This is a genomic window from Streptomyces sp. NBC_00620, from assembly GCF_026341825.1.
Lineage (GTDB): Bacteria > Actinomycetota > Actinomycetes > Streptomycetales > Streptomycetaceae > Streptomyces.
Genome location: NZ_JAPENY010000001.1, coordinates 2,834,138 through 2,851,631, shown reverse-complemented (window position 1 = coordinate 2,851,631; position 17,494 = coordinate 2,834,138). Strand labels below are relative to the sequence as shown.

Below are 17,494 nucleotides of genomic sequence, written 5' to 3'. Positions count from 1 at the left end.
CTCACCCCCCACACTCCGCCACCCCCCACTCTTCTTCTCTTCTTCGCCGCAGCGCAGACCGGCGCCCATCAGCCGATCGGCCGGAGCAGATACGTCAGCCATACGTCGAGCTCAAAGGGTGTGCCGCACCCACACATTGGGCTCGACGTATACGGCGTATCCGCGCCCCGTTTCGCAGTGCACCGGCACCAGCGCACCGGGCACCTGGACAAGGCCTTCGGTGTCGAAGGGCAGCCCCGTCCAGGCGCGCCACTCCTCCAGCGAGGCCGCCACGGTCATGGACGCCGGTGCCACCGCCTCGATGACGCCGCCGGCCCGGACGTGGACGCGCAGCCACGGGTCGTGCGGCAGCCCGTCGGCACGCTTCCGGAACGCGTACTCCTGCATCGGCGTCCGCGGTTCCAGGTGCTTGGCGCTGGGGCGGACCGGGGCGACGACCTCGCCGAAGCCGTGCGCACGGGCGTTGTCCCGCATCGCCGAGAGCATCCGGCCCGACAGGCCACCGCCCTGGACATGCGGGGCGACCACGATCGAGATGGCGCTCACCGTGTCAGGCGGTGTGCCGCGACGCCGATCGGCGAACGCCCGGGCCAGCACTTCGTCCCAGCCCCGCGCGGGCAGCATTCCCCGGGCGCCCCCGGCCTCCTCGTCGACGTAGGCCTCGCGCTCCTCGTGCTCATCCTCCTCATCGTCCTCATCCACGTCGATGAGTGCGAAGGGAACGCTGTACGCGTGCGCGACCACGTCCCCGTGCTCGTCCTCGGCGAACAGCACGTACTCAGGGAGTTCGGTGGCGATCCGGCCGTAGTGCGCGTTGCCCACCGGGTCGTGGAGCAGGAACTCCGGCCAGGTGTTGGCCATCCCGACCACCTGGCCGAGCATCTCCGGGCGCTCGGCGAGACTCGACACCGTCAGCTGCATGCCAGTCACCGTAGGCGGCGGCGCTCCACAACGAAACGGTTTTGCACCCACCTCGGGCGCCCGGCGGTGGTGCTGACTGTGTTGCTGCCGGTGATGCCGTCAGCCCGCGTGAAAGCGTGTCGGCGCGTTGGTCGGGTTGCCGCCCGAAGGGATCTTCTGGTCGGGGCAACTGGCCAGCACCCGCTTCATCGCGGCCTTCTCGCTGCTGGTGACCCACAGCTCGTACTTCTTCTTGACGGCCACCTGGGCGGCGACATACGTGCATCGGTACGCCTTGCTGGGCGGGAGCCAGGTCGCCGTGTCGCCGTCGCCCTTGCTGCGGTTGGTGCTCGAGTCGACGGCACGGAGGTTGAGGGGATCGTTGGCCAGGGCTATCCGCTTGCTGTCGTCCCAGTACTTGGCGCCCTTCTGCCAGGCGTCCGAGAGCGCGACGACGTGGTCTATGTCCACCAGGCTGCGGCCGCGGGTGAACTTCACGTCCTTGCCGGTGTACAGATCCGGGTCGAGAACTCCAGAGGACACCTTGCAGTCGCCGTCGCTGAACTTCACGTCCTTCAGGTCCCGTTTGAGGATGTCGTCGCGGGTGTCGCAGTGGTTCGAGTCCGTGTCGGCCCAGGCCGTGCCGAACTTCTCTCTGGTGTATCCCGTCTTGGGCGCGCGCCCCTTCACGGTCAGCGAGTCCACGGCTGTAAGAGCGGCGCCGCCGACCGTCGTCTCCTCCGGGCCTGCGGAACCCTCCTCGGGCTCGATCTTGCAGCCACTGACACCGACGCTCACACCGACCACGAACAGCACCAGCGCAGACGCGGCACCCCCACCCCTCAGACGCACAACGACGCCCCTCCCTTTGCCTACCCGGGTGGCACCCTGTTCGAGCGCGTGTCCCATGGCCTCAAGGTAGCTGCCGGGGAACCGCGGCCATACCCGCCCTCAAGGGGCAAGAGGTGCACGCCGGGTGTATCGATGGTGGTGAGTGAGCCACCTCCACGCCGGATACCCCCTCTTCCGCACTTCGTGCACGTCAGACCTTGCCAATTCCCAGCGTCGTCTCCGAGGGCAGCAGACCGGAGCCGAGCACCGCGACCCAGAACTCCCCGACAAGGTCGGCGAGTTGTCCCACGGCGTCCGGGCCGAGTGCCTGCCAGGGAGCGGCGGCCAGTTCGTCCGTGTGCTGTTCGACCTGGCGGCGCAGTTCGCGGCCGGCGTCCGTGGCGGTGCCTTCCTCGGTCAGCAGGCCGCGCCCGACGAGCCGTTGGCGTGCGGCGGTCCACTCCTCAGGGGTCCACCCGCGGCTCTCGAAGCGCTCCACTGAGGCCGCGCCGATCGCCGCGAAGGAGACGAGGGACTCGACGGGGTCCAGGCCCGCGACGAGCAGGGCCGCGAGGTGACCGTCTCCCCGGTGTTCGCGCAGGATCGTCGCGGCATGCCACAGCTGGAGGTGTGGGGCCTCGGGCCAAGCCAACTCCGCGTTGGCGGCGGCCAGTGGGCGGCCGGCGGTGTTCGCGGCCTCGGCGGCGCGACGGGCCAGCGCGGCGGCCTGCGCGAGTTCGGGAATGGATATGCGATCGCCGAATATCGCGCGGTACGCCCGGTCGACGGCCCGCTCCCGCGCCTTCAGCACCTCGTCCGGGCTCGCGGTCCGCCACGCGGACTCCACGTGTTCGGCGACCATGCGCGGACTGAAGCTGTAGAAGGCGGAGGTCACACGTTCACTCCTGACCGCGCCCAACGGCGCGGCGCGGTACGGGAAGTAGCTCGGCCAGCGCTCCTCGGTCCCGTATCCGAGCGCGGCGGCCTCCTCGAAGGCCTCCGGCGCGTAGTAGAGCACGGCGTGCAGGGGCTCCAGCAGGTGCCACATCTGGCGCACCCGGCCGAGCTCGACACTCGCACCCACATCGGCACTCTTTGCCGTCCCACTTGCCCCGCTGGCATTCCCCGACATGACCCACCCCTCGTCAGATTCCAACCCACCCACAACTTGACACTGACAAGATTGCCGGAACCCGCGCAACTTGTCAATGCCTAGATTCCGCGTACGCTGCTGACTATGGCCCCTGCCAATACCGATGCCGATGCCAACCCCAACGCCAGTGCTGGCGCCGGCACCACCGCCAGCGCCAAGACCGGCGACACCTCACGCCCCTACCACCACGGCGACCTACGCCGCGCGATCCTCAACACCGCGCTCGACGTCATCAGCGCCGACGGCCCGTCCGCGCTGAGCATGCGCGACCTGGCCCGCCGCGCGGGCGTCTCGCACGCGGCGCCGGCCCACCACTTCAAGGACCGCACCGGCCTGCTCACCGCGATCGCGGCCGAGGGTTACGGACTGCTGGCGGCCACGCTGGCGCAGGCCGCGGACCTCAAGGACGCGGGCGTCCACTACGTACGCTTCGCGCGCGAGCACCCGGCGCACTTCCAGGTGATGTTCACGCCGGAGCTGCTCCGCGCGAACGACCTGGAGCTGACCACCGCCAGGACCCTCGCGGGCGAACGCCTGCGCACCGCCGTCTCCGGAGTCCCACCCGAGGGCCGCGGAACCGACCCCCGCCTCGCCGGAGTAGCCGCCTGGTCCCTGGCCCACGGCTTCGCCACCCTGCTCCTCAGCCACAACCTGGACGGCCCGGTCGGCGACCAGGACCCCGAGGGGGTCTTCCGGACGCTGACGGGGATGCTGTTCCAGCCCAAGTCACCCTGAACGGAACGGACCGGAGCGGACCGGAGCGCACCCGACCCGACCTGGCCTACGACCCAAGAACCGTAGCCAAGAACTCCCCCGTCCACCCCAGCAACTCCCGCCCCACCAACGGCTTCCCCCCGACCTTCGCCGTCTTGGGACGCGGCACCAGCACCTGATGCGCGGTCGGCTTGATGACCGTGCCCGGGTACAGCCGCTTCAGCCGCAGTTCCTGGGACTCCCTCAACTCCACCGGTGCGAAGCGGATGTTGTTGCCCTGGAGGACGACCTCGCCGACTCCGCAGGCGCGGGCGAGCATGCGGAGGCCTGCGACGAGCAGCAGGTTCTCCACCGGCTCGGGCAACTTGCCGTAGCGGTCGACGAGTTCCTCGCGTACGGCCTTGACGTCCTCCTCCGTGTTGGCGGAGGCGATGGAGCGGTAGGCCTGGAGGCGGAGCCGCTCGCCCGGGGCGTAGTCGTGCGGGACGTGGGCGTCGACCGGGAGCTCGATCTTGACCTCCAGGGGCGGCTCTTCCTCGACACCGCCGTCCAGGGAGGCGCGGTAGTCGGCGACCGCCTCGCCGACCATGCGTACGTAGAGGTCGAAGCCGACGCCCGCGATGTGGCCGGACTGCTCGCCGCCGAGCAGGTTTCCCGCGCCGCGGATCTCCAGGTCCTTCATGGCGACGTACATGCCCGCGCCCATCTCGGTGTGCTGGGCGATGGTCGCGAGCCGCTCGTGCGCGGTCTCGGTCAGCGGCTTCTCCGGCGGGTACAGGAAGTACGCGTAGCCCCGCTCACGGCCACGCCCGACCCGCCCGCGCAGCTGGTGCAGTTGCGAGAGGCCGAAGTTGTCGCCGCGCTCCACGATCAGGGTGTTGGCGTTGGAGATGTCGATACCCGATTCGACGATGGTCGTCGATACGAGCACGTCGAACTTGTTCTCCCAGAAGTCGACGACGACCTGCTCCAGGGACTGCTCCGACATCTGACCGTGGGCGGTCGCGATACGCGCCTCCGGGACGATCTCCCGCAACCTGGCCGCCGCCCGGTCGATGGACTCCACCCGGTTGTGGATGTAGAAGACCTGGCCCTCGCGCAGCAGTTCGCGGCGGATGGCGGCGCCGATCTGCTTCTCCTCGTACGGGCCGACGAAGGTCAGGACCGGGTGCCGCTCCTCCGGCGGAGTGGTGATCGTCGACATCTCGCGGATGCCCGTCACCGCCATCTCCAGAGTTCGCGGGATCGGGGTGGCCGACATCGTCAGCACATCCACGTTCGCGCGCAGCTTCTTCAGCTGCTCCTTGTGCTCGACGCCGAACCGCTGTTCCTCGTCGACGATGACCAGGCCCAGGTCCTTGAACTTGGTCTCCGCGGAGAAGAGCCGGTGGGTGCCGATGACCAGGTCCACCGAGCCCTCGCGCAGGCCCTCCAGGACCGCCTTCGCCTCCGTGTCCGTCTGGAAGCGGGACAACGCCCGTACGTTCACCGGGAATTGGGAGTAGCGCTCGGAGAAGGTCCCGAAGTGCTGCTGCACCAGCAGGGTGGTGGGCACGAGCACCGCGACCTGCTTGCCGTCCTGGACCGCCTTGAAGGCGGCGCGGACCGCGATCTCCGTCTTGCCGTAGCCGACGTCACCGCAGACCAGACGGTCCATCGGGACCGTCTTCTCCATGTCGTCCTTGACCTCGGCGATGGTGGTGAGCTGGTCGGGCGTCTCCGCGTACGGGAAGGCGTCCTCCAGCTCGCGCTGCCAGGGGGTGTCGGGACCGAAGGCGTGCCCGGGAGCGGCCATCCGCGCCGAGTACAGCTTGATGAGGTCCGCGGCGATCTCCTTGACCGCCTTCTTCGCCCGCGCCTTGGTCTTCGTCCAGTCGGCGCCGCCGAGCCGGTGCAGGGTCGGGGCCTCGCCGCCGACGTACTTGGTGATCTGTTCCAGCTGGTCGGTGGGGATGTAGAGGCGGTCGCCCGGCTGGCCGCGCTTGGCGGGGGCGTACTCGACGACCAGGTACTCGCGGGTCGCGCTCTGGACGGTGCGCTGCACCATCTCGATGTAGCGGCCGACGCCGTGCTGCTCGTGGACGATGTAGTCGCCCATCTCCAGCGTCAGCGGGTCGATGGTCTTGCGGCGGCGGGCCGGCATCCGCGCGCCGTCCTTGCCTGCCGCCTTCTGGCCGGAGAGGTCGGTCTCCGTGAGGACGGCGAGCTTGAGGGCCGGTTCGATGAAGCCGAAGTCGATGGAGCCGCAGGCGACCTGCACCACCCCGGGCGTCAGCTCCGCCACGTCGGTGTCCAGGCGGGCCGCGATGCCCTCCCCGCCCAGGACCTCGACGGTACGGGCGGCGGGACCGTGCGCCTCGGTGACGTACACCGTGCGCCAGCCGTCGGCCAGCCAGCCCTTGGTGTCGGCCAGCGCCCGGGCGGTGTCGCCGCGGTAGGTCTCGGGGGCGTGCATGCCGAGCTTCAGCGTGTCGGCGTCCAGCTCGTCGTCCGCCGCGAAGGGCGAGACCGACCACCACATCATGTCCAGCTCGCGCGCCCGGTCCCGTACGTCCGCGATGGCCCACAGGGATGCCGCGTCGACGTCGATGGGTGCCTCGCCGCCGCCCGCGGTGGCCGCCCAGGACGCCTGGAGGAACTCCTGCGAGGTCGCCACCAGGTCCGCGGCCCGCGTCCGCACCCGCTCCGGGTCGCACACGACGGCCATCGAGCCCTTGGGCAGTACGTCGATCAGCAGCTCCATGTCATCAACGAGGACCGGAGCCAGCGATTCCATTCCCTCTACGGCGATGCCTTCGGCGATCTTGCCGAGCAGCTCACCCAGCTCCGGGTGCTCCTCCGCCAGCCGCGCCGCCCGCGCCCGTACCTCGTCCGTGAGCAGCAGTTCGCGGCAGGGCGCGGCCCACAGCCCGTGCGCGGCGACCTCAAGGGACCGCTGGTCGGCGACCTTGAAGTAACGGATCTCCTCGACGTCGTCGCCCCAGAACTCCACCCGCAGGGGGTGCTCCTCGGTGGGCGGGAAGACGTCGAGGATGCCGCCGCGGACCGCGAACTCGCCGCGCCTCTCGACGAGCTCGACCCGGGAGTACGCGGCTGCCGCGAGCGCTTCGACGATCTCGCCGAGGTCGGCGTTCTGGCCCGTGCGCAGGGCGACGGGCTCCAGGTCGCCGAGGCCCTTGACCTGCGGCTGGAGCACGGAACGGATGGGGGCGACCACGACGGAGACCGGACCCGTCTCCGGGTCGTCGGGACGCGGGTGCGCGAGGCGGCGCAGCACGGCGAGACGGCGACCCACGGTGTCCGACCTCGGGGACAGCCGCTCGTGCGGGAGCGTCTCCCAGGACGGGTACTCCACGATTCCCTCGGACGGGAGGAGGGAGCGCAGCGCGGCGGCCAGGTCCTCGGCCTCGCGGCCGGTCGCCGTCACCGCCAGTACGGGCCGGCCGGCCTCGCGGGCCAGCGCGGCCACCGCGAAGGGGCGGGCGGCGGGCGGGCCGACCAGGTCGACGTGCATCCGGTTGCCGTCGGCGGCGGCCTTCACCGCTTCCGCGAGGGCGGTGTCCTTGACGACGGCATCGAGCAGACCGTGCAGGCTCATGAAGGAGTTCCATCCCGGGGAGTGGGCAACGCGAACCACCCGACACGTGTTCCGGGCCGGGGGGCCTCCAGCGTACGTCGGTGAGCTCCACGGCGCCGTGCCTGTGGATAACCCCGGCGCCGGAGCGGGCGTGTCCCTGGGGGCTCCGCCCCCAGACCCCCGTATCGGCCTGAACGGCCTCGTCCTCAATCGCCGGACAGGCTGAAGATCACCCCCGCCCGAAAGGCACCCGGCGCAGGGTGCGGGCGTCCCCAGAGGCTCCGCCCCCGGCCCCCCGATCGCCCGAAGGGCTCGTCCTCAAACGCCGGACAGGCTGGAGATACCTGCCCCGAGCCGAAGCGCAGCCCCCACGGGCGAGCGGGGAATCGGCACGGCACCGCCCCGCCCACCGGACGCCGGAGGGGCTGAAAAATGGGGCCCCACGGCTAGGCGGGAGATCGAGCCGGGTCCGGAGCCGGAAGAGATGCGACCCGCAGCCGCCCACCGGCGGAAGGGGACGTGCCGGAACGTCCGCCCGCAGCGGCTGGCGCGTCAACACCGGCACCTTGGTAAGCAACCCATTTCGCGCCAGACCGAGGACGGATGCTCCGGTACGGCCCCGACCCACCCACCGCGCACAAGGCGCACACATCCCCCATGCCTATGCTCACCCCGCCGACGCCCGCCACCCGCCGCCCAAGGACCCGCACGTGCCCGCACCCCTCACCGCGACCCCGCCCGACCGCGCCCCCTGGATACCCTCGCCGGTCACGCCCACCCGTGACCGGCGCCTCCGCGACCCGTACCTCCTGGCAGCCGTGCTGTTCACGGCGTACGCGGCGCTCTCGGTCTGCCGCTACCGGCATCTCGCCACCCGTTCCTGGGACCTCGGCATCTTCGAGCAGGCCGTCCGCGCGTACGCCCACCTCCAGGCCCCCGTCGCCGATCTCAAGGGCCCGGGTTTCAACATCCTCGGCGACCACTTCAGCCCGGTCATCGCACTCCTCGCACCCGCGTACCGCCTCTTCCCCACCCCCGTCACCCTCCTCGTGGCGCAGGCCGCGCTGTTCGCGCTGTCCGCCGTGCCGGTCACCCGGGCCGCGGCGGGCCTCCTGGGCCGTGCGCGGGGACTCGCCCTCGGGGTGGCGTACGGGCTGTCCTGGGGAATCCAGCGCGCGGTGGACTTCGACTTCCACGAGATCTGCTTCGCGGTCCCGCTGATCGCCTTCTCGCTGGAAGCGGTACTCGCCCACCGCTGGCGACGGGCCCTGCTGTGGGCGCTCCCGCTGGTGCTGGTCAAGGAGGACCTCGGACTGACGCTGGCCGCGATCTCCCTGGTGGTGGCGTTGCGCGCGCGACGCCCGTCACCCCGGGCGGCGCTGTACGCGCTCACCGTCGCCGCCTTCGGCGTACTGGCCGCAGTGCTCACCTTCACCGTGCTGATCCCGGCCTTCAACACCACCGACAGCTACGAATACTGGGACAAGGTCGGCGGCGGCCCCCTGACCGGCATCGGCGCCAAGCTCCACACCCTCGCCTGGCTGCTGATCCCCACCACCGGCCTCCTCGCCCTGCGCTCCCCGCTCCTCCTCGTCGCCCTGCCGACCCTCACCTGGCGTTTCCTGTCCTCCGACGAGCACTACTGGGGCACGGACTGGCACTACAGCGCGGTCCTGATGCCGGTGTTCTCGCTCGCCCTCGCCGACGCGCTCGCCCGCACCCGTTACAGCCCACGCCCGTGGCTGCGTTCGTACGCCCTCCACCTCCCGGCCGCCTCCGTCGCGGCCGCCCTCGCGCTCACGACCACGCTCCCGCTGTCCGTGCTGACCGAGCCCGACGCCTATCGCAAGCCCGAGCGCGTGAGTGCCGTCGAACGGATGCTGGCGCTGATCCCGGACGGGGCGAGCGTCGAGGCGAACACCGGCCCGGGCAGCCGGCTCACCTCGCGCTGCCGGGTCTTCTGGGTCGGCCGCACCGACGGGATCGCACCGGACTTCATCGCCCTCGACAACAAGTCGGGCTGGGTCAAGGACGTCCAGGCGTACGCCCGCCAGCTGCACCCGCACGCGGAGTACGAGGTGACGGGCGCCGCCTACGGCTACGTACTCCTGGAGCGGCGGAGATAGCACGGCGGGCCCGGTGGCCGGAGGACATCTCCTCCGCCCACCGGGCCCGTTCCCCGCGACCCCCGTACGCGGTGGCTATTCGGTGGCGATCGCGTTGAGGACGTTCATCCGCCCCGCCCGGAACGCCGGGATCAGCGCGGCGAACAGACCCACGAACGCGGAGCCGATGAAGACGGAGATGATGGTCGGCCAGGGGATCTCCAGGATCTTCAGGCCTTCCAGAGCCAGCAGCTTCTGGGCGGTGGCGCCCCAGCCCATGCCCAGACCGAGCCCAAGGAGAGCGCCGAAGAGAGCGATGACGACTGACTCCAGGCGGATCATGCGACGCAGCTGGCGACGCGACAGCCCGATGGCCCGCATGAGGCCGATCTCCCGGGTCCGCTCGACGACCGACAAGGCAAGGGTGTTCACGACGCCCAGGATCGCGACGATGATCGCCAGGGCCAGCAGCCCGTAGATGATGTTGAGGAGCTGGCTGATCTGGTCCTTCATCGCCTCCTTGTAGTCGGTCTGGTCGCGGACCGTGTACTGCGGATAGTCGTGCAGCGCCGACTTGAGCGACTTGTAGGCGGCCGCTTCCTGGCCGTCCTTCGCCGAGGCGAAGACCATCTCGTCGAGGGGCATCTTGTCGGCGGGGACGTACTTGGCGAGCGTGTCGATCGACGTGTACATCGCACCCGCGTCGATGACGACATCGCTGCTGGTGATCGCGCGGACCGTCAGCTGGGCCTCGGAGCCGTCCTCGAAGTCGACGCCGATCTTGGACCCGAGCGTGATGCCGTGGTCCTTGGCGAACGTCTCGTGGACGGACATCGAGTTGGGCTTGTAGGCGTCCGCGAGATTGCCGGCGACCGTCTTGGTGGCGAGGTCCGTCGCGTACGACGGGTCGGCCGCGGTGATCGCCGTCTTCTTGAGGGTCTCGCCGTCGGGGGTGGTGAAGTCACCCTTGGTCCACTTGTACTCGGTGACCCCCTCAAGACCCTCCGTCGCCTTCACGGCCTTGACCGCCTGCGGGGTGATCAGCTGGCCGCTGTCGGACTGGATGATGAAGTCCGTGCCGACGGTCTTGTCGAGCTGGTCGGTGGCGGAGGCCACCATCGAGGAGCTGACCACGGAGAGGCAGGCGACCAGCGCGAGGCCGATCATCAGGGCCGCTCCGGTGGCGCCGGTGCGGCGCGGGTTGCGCAGCGCGTTGCGCTCCGCCATCCGTCCGACCGGGCCGAAGGCGCGCAGCACCACCACGCTGAGCACGCGGACCACGGCGCTCGCGAGCAGCGGGCCGATGATGACGAACCCGATGAGGGTCAGCACCACACCGGCACCGAGGACGAGCGAGCCCTCGCTCGCCTTGTCGGCGGTGGCCGCCGCGTAGAGCGAGGCGGCTCCGGCGCCGGTGAGGACCAGGCCGATCAGACCGCGGATGAGGCCTGCCTTGCCGTCGGCCGGCGTACCGGCGTCGCGCAGCGCGGCCATCGGAGAGACCTTGCCGGCGCGCCGGGCGGGTACGTACGCCGCGAACACCGTGACCAGCACGCCAAGCAGCAGCCCGGCCACCGGGGTCGTCCAGGCGACGGTCAGGTCGGACGTCGACAGCTGCATGCCCATGGAGCCCATGAGCTTCATCAGCCCGACTGCGATGCCGACGCCCGCGCCGACCCCGAGCACCGAGCCGAAGAAGCCGAGGAGCAGCGCCTCGACGAGCACCGACAGGTTGACCTGCCTGCGGGAGGAGCCGATGGCGCGCATCAGGCCGATCTCGCGGGTGCGCTGGGCGACCAGCATCGAGAAGGTGTTGATGATCAGGAAGATGCCGACGAGGAAGGCGATCCCGGCGAAGCCGAGCATCGCGTACTTCATCACGCTCATGAAGCCCTCGACGTCACTGGCGTTGGCGTCCGAGAGTTCCTTGGCGGTCTGCACCTGGTAGCCGCCGCCGAGTTCGGCTACGACGTTCTGCTTCAGCTGCGTGTCTGTGAACCCGGAGGCCGCGGTGACGTTGACGTTCGTGTACACGTCGGACTGCCCGACCAGGGTCTGCTGGGCGGTCTTGGTGTCCAGGTAGAAGATCGCGGCACCGGGGTTGGTGACGGTGAAGTCGGCGATCCCGGAGATCTTCGCGAGGTGGGTGCCGACCGCGGTGATGACGCCGATCTCGTCACCGAGCTTCAGGTGGTGCTTGTCGGCGGTGTCGGCGTCGACCATGACCTGGTCCGCGCCCTTGGGCGCCGCACCGGAGGCGATCTTCATGGTGCGGGCGTCGTTGCTGTTCCAGCTGCCGACGATGGTCGGTGCGCCACTGGAGGGCGACAGGCTGTCCTTGTCCGCGTCGACGACGGTCACCGAGGTGGAGAAGACGGTGCCTTCGGCCGACTTCACGCCGTCGGCCTTCTTCACCTCACCGAGCACGGAGGCGGGTATGACGGGCGGCTTGCCGTTGTCGGACTGGGTCTCGCCGGTGTCCGAGGCGTCCTTGGCACTGACCGTCACATCGGCGGAGGTGGCCGCGAACAGCTTGTCGAACGTCGTGTTCATCGTGTCGGTGAAGACGAGGGTGCCGCAGACGAACGCCACCGACAGCATGACCGCCACGGCCGACAGGGCCATTCGCCCCTTGTGCGCGAAGAAGTTGCGCCTGGAGGTCTTCATGACAGTCATGACGTACGCCCCCGGGCGTCGAAGTCCTTCATGCGGTCCAGGACCTGATCGGCCGTCGGCTGGTGCATCTCGTCGACGATCCGGCCGTCCGCGAGATACAGCACGCGGTCCGAGTACGAGGCCGCCACCGGGTCGTGCGTGACGATCACGATGGTCTGGCCGAGCTCGTCCACGGAGCGCCGCAGGAAGCCCAACACCTCGGCGCCCGCACGGGAGTCCAGGTTTCCGGTCGGCTCGTCACCGAAGATGATCTCGGGCCGGGCGGCCAACGCCCGTGCCACGGCGACGCGTTGCTGCTGACCGCCGGAGAGCTGGTTGGGCCGGTGCTTGAGGCGGTCGGCGAGCCCGACGGTCTCCACGACCTGGGCCAGCCAGCCCTTGTCGGGCTTGCGGCCTGCGATGTCCATCGGCAGCGTGATGTTCTCGATCGCGTTGAGCGTCGGCAGCAGGTTGAACGCCTGGAAGATGAACCCGATCCGGTCCCGGCGCAGCTGCGTGAGCTTCTTGTCCTTGAGGCCGGTGATCTCGGTCTCGTCGAGGTGGATCTGCCCGCTCGACACGGTGTCGAGCCCGGCGAGGCAGTGCATCAGCGTGGACTTGCCGGACCCCGAGGGGCCCATGATCGCGGTGAACTGGCCCCGCGCGATGTCCACGTCGATGTGGTCCAGGGCGACGACGCGGGTCTCTCCGGACCCGTACGCCTTCACGACCTGCCGCGCCCGTGCGGCAACGGCCGTACGCCCTCCAGTGCCCCCGTGCCTGGGAATGGTTACAGCCGAAGTCACGGTAAGTCTCCTATGTCGGTCAGCGGGTGAATCGCGTGAAGTGCTTCATGGATGAGTCTGCTTGCGGGAGGGGGTCCGGCGCGCTGGTGCCCGGCCCCGTCTTCTGCGGGGGAAAACCCCACCCTCGGAGGTGCGGTCACCGCCCTCAGCGGTGCGGTGACCGTCCCCAGCCGTGCGGGTCCGCCGTCCTCGGCGGTGCCGTCGCACCGCCGCCCTCAACGGCGTAAAGCCAGGTTAAGGACGCACCCCGACCCGTCTCATCCTCCGTCGGTACGACCCCTCCCCGAGCCCTGGTACGGAGGTACCCCTAGGGGCAGTCCACCCTGCGGTGGAGTACGTCTCAGGGATGCCTCCACCTCCGGACCCCGCCCAGCGTCCACCCTGCCGCGACGTGAGGGTCAAGTGGCAGAGTGTCCCCGGCAGATAGATGCAGGGGGAAGGAATCCAGTGGGCCGTACCCGACCTGCGATACGCGACGCCGCCGAGCACCCCGGTACCGGCAGCGGCACCGGCAAACGCGGCCCCGTCGTCGCTGCCCTCATGCTCTCCATGGCGCTGGCCGCACTCGACGCCACCATCGTGTCGACGGCCGTCCCGCAGATCGTCGGCGACCTGGGCGGTTTCTCGGTCTTCTCCTGGCTGTTCTCGGGCTATCTGCTGGCCGTGACCGTCACGCTCCCCGTCTACGGCAAGCTGTCCGACACCTTTGGCCGCAAGCCGGTGCTGGTCGCGGGCTCCGTCATCTTCCTCGTCGGCTCACTGCTCTGCGCCACCGCCTGGAACATGGCCGCGCTCATCGCCTTCCGCATCATCCAGGGCCTGGGCGGCGGCGCCCTCCAGGGCACGGTGCAGACGCTCGCCGCCGACCTCTACCCGCTCAAGGAGCGCCCCAAGATCCAGGCCAAGCTGTCCACGGTGTGGGCGACTTCGGCGATCGCGGGCCCCGCGCTCGGCGGAATCCTCGCGGCGTACGCCGACTGGCGGTGGATCTTCCTCATCAACCTCCCGATCGGCGCGCTCGCCCTGTGGCTGATCGTCCGCCACCTGCACGAGCCCCGACGCGAACCGGCCCCCAGGCCCCGCATCGACTGGGCGGGCGCACTCGCCGTCTTCGCCTGCGGCGGCGTACTACTGACCGCGCTGGTGCAGGGCGGGGTCGCCTGGGACTGGCTGTCCCCACCGTCGATCGCCCTGTTCGGTACGGGACTTGCGCTGGTCGCGGTCGTCGTGGCCGTCGAGCGGCGGGCCGCCGAACCGATCATCCCCGGCTGGGTGTGGCGGCGGCGCACCATCGCCGCGGTGAACCTGGCGTGCGGCGCGCTGGGGCTGCTGATGGTCGCCCCGACGGTCTTCCTCCCCACGTACGCGCAGGCGGTCCTGGGCCTCGCCCCGATCGCCGCCGGATTCGTGCTCTCCGTATGGACGTTGAGCTGGCCGATCTCGGCGGCACTCAGCCAGCACGTCTACCGGCGCATCGGCTTCCGCAACACCGCCATGATCGGCATCGGCACGGGGACCGTCATCCTGCTGGCCTTCCCCTTCCTTCCCTACCCGGGCGAGCCCTGGCAGCCGGCCCTCCTCATGCTCCTGCTCGGCGGCGCCCTGGGTCTCTTCCAACTCCCCCTGCTCATCGGCGTCCAGTCGACCGTCGGCTGGGACGAACGCGGCACCACCACCGCGTCCGTCCTCTTCTGCCGCCAGACAGGGCAGACCCTGGGCGCCGCCCTGTTCGGCGCGATAGCCAACGGGGTACTCGCCGCGCGACTCGGCGGCGCGGGAGACCTCGACACCGTGACCCGCTCCCTCGAATCACCGGGAGCAGCCACCGAAGAACTCCGCCACGCGGTCGCCGAAGCGGTCCACGCCGTCTACTTCGGCGCGGCGATCGCAGCCGGACTCGCCTTCCTGGTCCTGCTGTTCGTGGCACCGAGACGCTTCCCGGTACTGGCGAGCGAGACGAAGGAGGCGGACGACACGGGCGAAGCGGTCGAGGCGGTCGAGGCGGTCGACGAGGACGCGGAGAACGCCAGCCGGCCATCGCCTGCTCCACGTGGCGCACCCTGATGCACTCCTTCACGGCGAAGCGGTGCCGCAGTCGGTGCCACTGGTCCAACTCCGTTAAGCAGGCGGCCACTTGAGCCCTCGCCCCGCCACGGCTCACCTTTCCGCCACAGGGAACCCACCGTTACAGGAGGGAAAGGAGTGAAGCCGCAGGTCACCGAAGCAAGCGCATACCGACCACTCAGTTGGGTGAAAGACTCCCGCACCCCGTCTACCTGCGAGTAGCGTGCCTCGCCCACCCCCAAGCTCCCTGCGGTCCGCACCGGAACCCGCACCACGCAAGGAGAAACGGGATGCCCGACTCGTTCTCGTCCCCGGAGCACCAACCACCGCACCAGTACCCGGACCAGCATCAGCACCCCGACCAGGACCGGTATCCGGACCAGGATCCATATCCGGACCCCTATCCGGATCCGTATCGGGACCAGGATCCGTATCCGGACCAGTACCCGTATCCACACGATTTCCCGCCCGAGCCGCCCCGCAACTCCTCGCCCTCCCGCCTCACTTACCCCTGGCAGCCACCGCCGCCGCCGGAGCCCGTGAGAAGGCGCACGCCGCGTCACCGCGCGCTGGGCCGGCACAGCGACATGCGCCTGCTCCGGACCGCGTACCGCAGACAGCGGCGCGTGGCGACGCTCACGGCGCTCGGATACTTCGTCCTCTTTCTGGTCCTGTCGGCGTTCGCGCCCGGCCTGATGACGAGCAGGGTGTCCGGCGGGCTGTCGACCGGGCTGCTGCTCGGTCTGCTCCAAGTCCCCGTGGCCTGCCTGGCGATCGGGCTGTACGAGTACACGGCGCGCCGGAGTGTCGACCCGATAGCGGACCGGATCCGCAAGCAGACCGAGCTGGACGCCAAGCGGGAGGCGGCACGATGAGCGGGTTCAGCAGTTCGGCGCAGGCGATGTCGCTGGTGGCGTTCACGACGGTGGTGACGATCACGATGCTGCTGTGCGTACTGACGGGCCCCGACCGCGACGACCTCGACGAGTTCTACACCGGCTCCCGGTCGCTGTCGCCGATGCGCAACGGCCTTGCCATCGCCGGGGATTACATCTCCGCGGCGACAGTGCTGAGCGGGTGCGGGGTCATCGCGCTCGCCGGGTACGACGGGGTCGTACTGACGCTGAGCGTCTGCCTCTCCCTCGTGCTGCTGATGTTCCTGCTGGCCGAACCCCTGCGGAACGCGGGCCGGTTCACGATGGGGGACGCACTCGCACGGCGAATGCCGGGCCGCGCCGTGCGCATCGCCGCCTGCGCCACGACGATCATCGCGCTGCTGCCGCTGATGCTGGTCCAACTAGCGGGTTCCGGCGACCTGTTGGCCTTCATCCTCGGATTCTCCAACGAGTCCCTCAAAACGGGCTGCGTCATCGGCCTTGGCGCGCTGATGATCAGCTACGCGGCCGTCGGCGGCATGAAGGGCACCGCGCTGATCCAGATCATGAAGATAGTGATGCTGCTCGGCTCGGGCGCCGTCGTCGCCGTACTCATCCTGAACCGCTTCGACTGGAACCCGGGCGCACTGCTGGACGCGGCGGCGCAGGGCAGCGGCGCGGGACCGGCCTTCCTGGAGTCCGGACTGCAGTTCTCGGGCGGTGCCAACCCCCGCCTGGACATGATCAGTTCAGAACTCACCGTGGTACTCGGCGGCGCGTGCCTGCCGCACGTCACCATGCGCATGTACACCGCGAGGAGCGCCCGTCAGGTGCGCCGCTCACTGTCCTGGGCGGTGCCGTGCGTGGCGCTGTTCGTACTGGTCATCACGGTCATCGGCTTCGGCGCCACGGCCCTGATCGGCCGCGCGGCGATCGCCGGCGCCGATCCGCAGGGCAACACGGCGTATCTGCTGGGATCGCAGGCCGCGTTCGGCCCGGACGTCTCGACGGCCGAGACCCTCGTCTTCACCACCGTCACCACGGCGATCTTCCTGACCCTGCTCGCCTCGGTCGCCGGAATGATCCTGGCCTGCGCCAACTCCCTGGCCCACGACCTGTTCGCGCACGCCCGGCTCTTCCGCGGGAGCCGCCGCCGCACCGACGAACTCTCCCCGCGCCGCGAGATGCTCCTGGCCCGCGTATCCGCCCTGGCGGTCGGCGCGGTCGCCATCCTCCTGGCCACCCTCGTCCAACACCGCAGCCTCCAGCCCCTGATCACCCTCTCCTTCTGCCTCGGCGCCTCCGCCCTCGCCCCCGCCCTGATCCACACCCTCTTCTGGCGCCGCTACACCCGAACCGGCCTCCTCGCCACCCTCATCGGCGGCACCCTCACAGTCCTCCTCCTCATGCCCGGCACCAACCTCGTCTCCGGCTCCCCCACCGCCGCCTTCCCCGACGCCGATTTCAACTGGTTCCCGTTCACGACGACCGGGCTGGTGTCGATCCCGCTGGGGTTCGCGTACGGCTGGCTGGGGACGGTGGTTTCGGGCCGGAGGAAGGCGGAGGAACAGAGGAAGCAGTACGAGGCGGTGGAGGGGTGGATTTTGGCGGGGGCGGTGAGGAGGAGGGAATGATGCCGGGGAAGGATTGGCGAGCTGCGCCTGCCAACGGACCGAGACGGGCGGGTGGGCGGGAAACACGCCGCGGAGCGGCGAAGAGGAGCCCGCGGAGCGGGCAGAGCCGGCCCTTCCAACAGGGCGAGCCGGGTGGGCGGGTGGGCAAACCCGCCGCGGAGCGGCGAAGATCCCCCCAAC

Annotated in this window: 11 protein-coding genes; 5 read left to right on the top strand and 6 right to left on the bottom strand. The window is 70.0% G+C overall.

Annotated features, from left to right (window positions below; translation table 11 throughout):
• Positions 1 to 111: 111 nt before the first annotated feature.
• From OG246_RS13190 to OG246_RS13180, 3 genes are all read right to left on the bottom strand, one after another.
• Positions 112 to 921: an N-acetyltransferase gene (locus OG246_RS13190; RefSeq protein ID WP_266460458.1), complete on the bottom strand. Its 810-nt coding sequence runs from the start codon at positions 919 to 921 to the stop codon at positions 112 to 114.
• 99 nt (positions 922 to 1,020) lie between these two features.
• The gene (locus OG246_RS13185) at positions 1,021 to 1,752 is read right to left on the bottom strand and encodes an HNH endonuclease family protein (protein WP_266460456.1); all 732 of its coding nucleotides are present in this window, start codon (positions 1,750 to 1,752) and stop codon (positions 1,021 to 1,023) included.
• Between the two features lie 190 nt (positions 1,753 to 1,942).
• Entirely contained in the window at positions 1,943 to 2,863 is a 921-nt protein-coding gene (locus OG246_RS13180) for a hypothetical protein (protein ID WP_266460454.1), read from the bottom strand.
• Between the two features lie 105 nt (positions 2,864 to 2,968).
• Here OG246_RS13180 and OG246_RS13175 point away from each other — a divergent pair, with 105 nt between their 5' ends.
• Positions 2,969 to 3,619: a TetR/AcrR family transcriptional regulator gene (locus tag OG246_RS13175; RefSeq protein WP_266460451.1), complete on the top strand. Its 651-nt coding sequence runs from the start codon at positions 2,969 to 2,971 to the stop codon at positions 3,617 to 3,619.
• A 46-nt stretch (positions 3,620 to 3,665) separates the two neighbouring features.
• On the opposite strand, the gene mfd is transcribed toward OG246_RS13175, so the two are convergent.
• Entirely contained in the window at positions 3,666 to 7,196 is a 3,531-nt protein-coding gene (gene mfd / locus OG246_RS13170) for a transcription-repair coupling factor (protein ID WP_266460448.1), read from the bottom strand.
• Positions 7,197 to 7,930: 734 nt separating this feature from the next.
• Here mfd and OG246_RS13165 point away from each other — a divergent pair.
• Positions 7,931 to 9,301, top strand: coding sequence for a DUF2079 domain-containing protein (locus OG246_RS13165; RefSeq protein ID WP_266464164.1), 1,371 nt, complete (start codon positions 7,931 to 7,933; stop codon positions 9,299 to 9,301).
• A 75-nt stretch (positions 9,302 to 9,376) separates the two neighbouring features.
• Here the strand turns inward: OG246_RS13165 and OG246_RS13160 are convergent, their stop codons facing one another.
• The gene (locus OG246_RS13160) at positions 9,377 to 11,956 is read right to left on the bottom strand and encodes an ABC transporter permease (protein WP_266460445.1); all 2,580 of its coding nucleotides are present in this window, start codon (positions 11,954 to 11,956) and stop codon (positions 9,377 to 9,379) included.
• On the bottom strand, positions 11,953 to 12,741 hold the full coding sequence (locus OG246_RS13155; RefSeq protein ID WP_266460442.1) for an ABC transporter ATP-binding protein: 789 nt from the start codon (positions 12,739 to 12,741) through the stop codon (positions 11,953 to 11,955). The genes OG246_RS13160 and OG246_RS13155 overlap by 4 nt, the downstream gene beginning before the upstream one ends.
• A gap of 468 nt (positions 12,742 to 13,209) precedes the next feature.
• Between OG246_RS13155 and OG246_RS13150 the strand changes: the two genes are divergently transcribed.
• The 3 genes from OG246_RS13150 to OG246_RS13140 all read left to right on the top strand — a co-directional run bounded on the left by OG246_RS13150 (position 13,210) and on the right by OG246_RS13140 (position 17,314).
• Positions 13,210 to 14,805, top strand: a complete 1,596-nt coding sequence (locus tag OG246_RS13150; RefSeq protein ID WP_266464161.1) for an MFS transporter — start codon at positions 13,210 to 13,212, stop codon at positions 14,803 to 14,805.
• Positions 14,806 to 15,095: 290 nt separating this feature from the next.
• Positions 15,096 to 15,680: a DUF485 domain-containing protein gene (locus OG246_RS13145; protein WP_266460439.1), complete on the top strand. Its 585-nt coding sequence runs from the start codon at positions 15,096 to 15,098 to the stop codon at positions 15,678 to 15,680.
• Entirely contained in the window at positions 15,677 to 17,314 is a 1,638-nt protein-coding gene (locus OG246_RS13140) for a cation acetate symporter (protein ID WP_266460436.1), read from the top strand. Before OG246_RS13145 ends, OG246_RS13140 begins: the two co-directional genes overlap by 4 nt.
• The last annotated feature ends 180 nt before the right edge of the window (positions 17,315 to 17,494 follow it).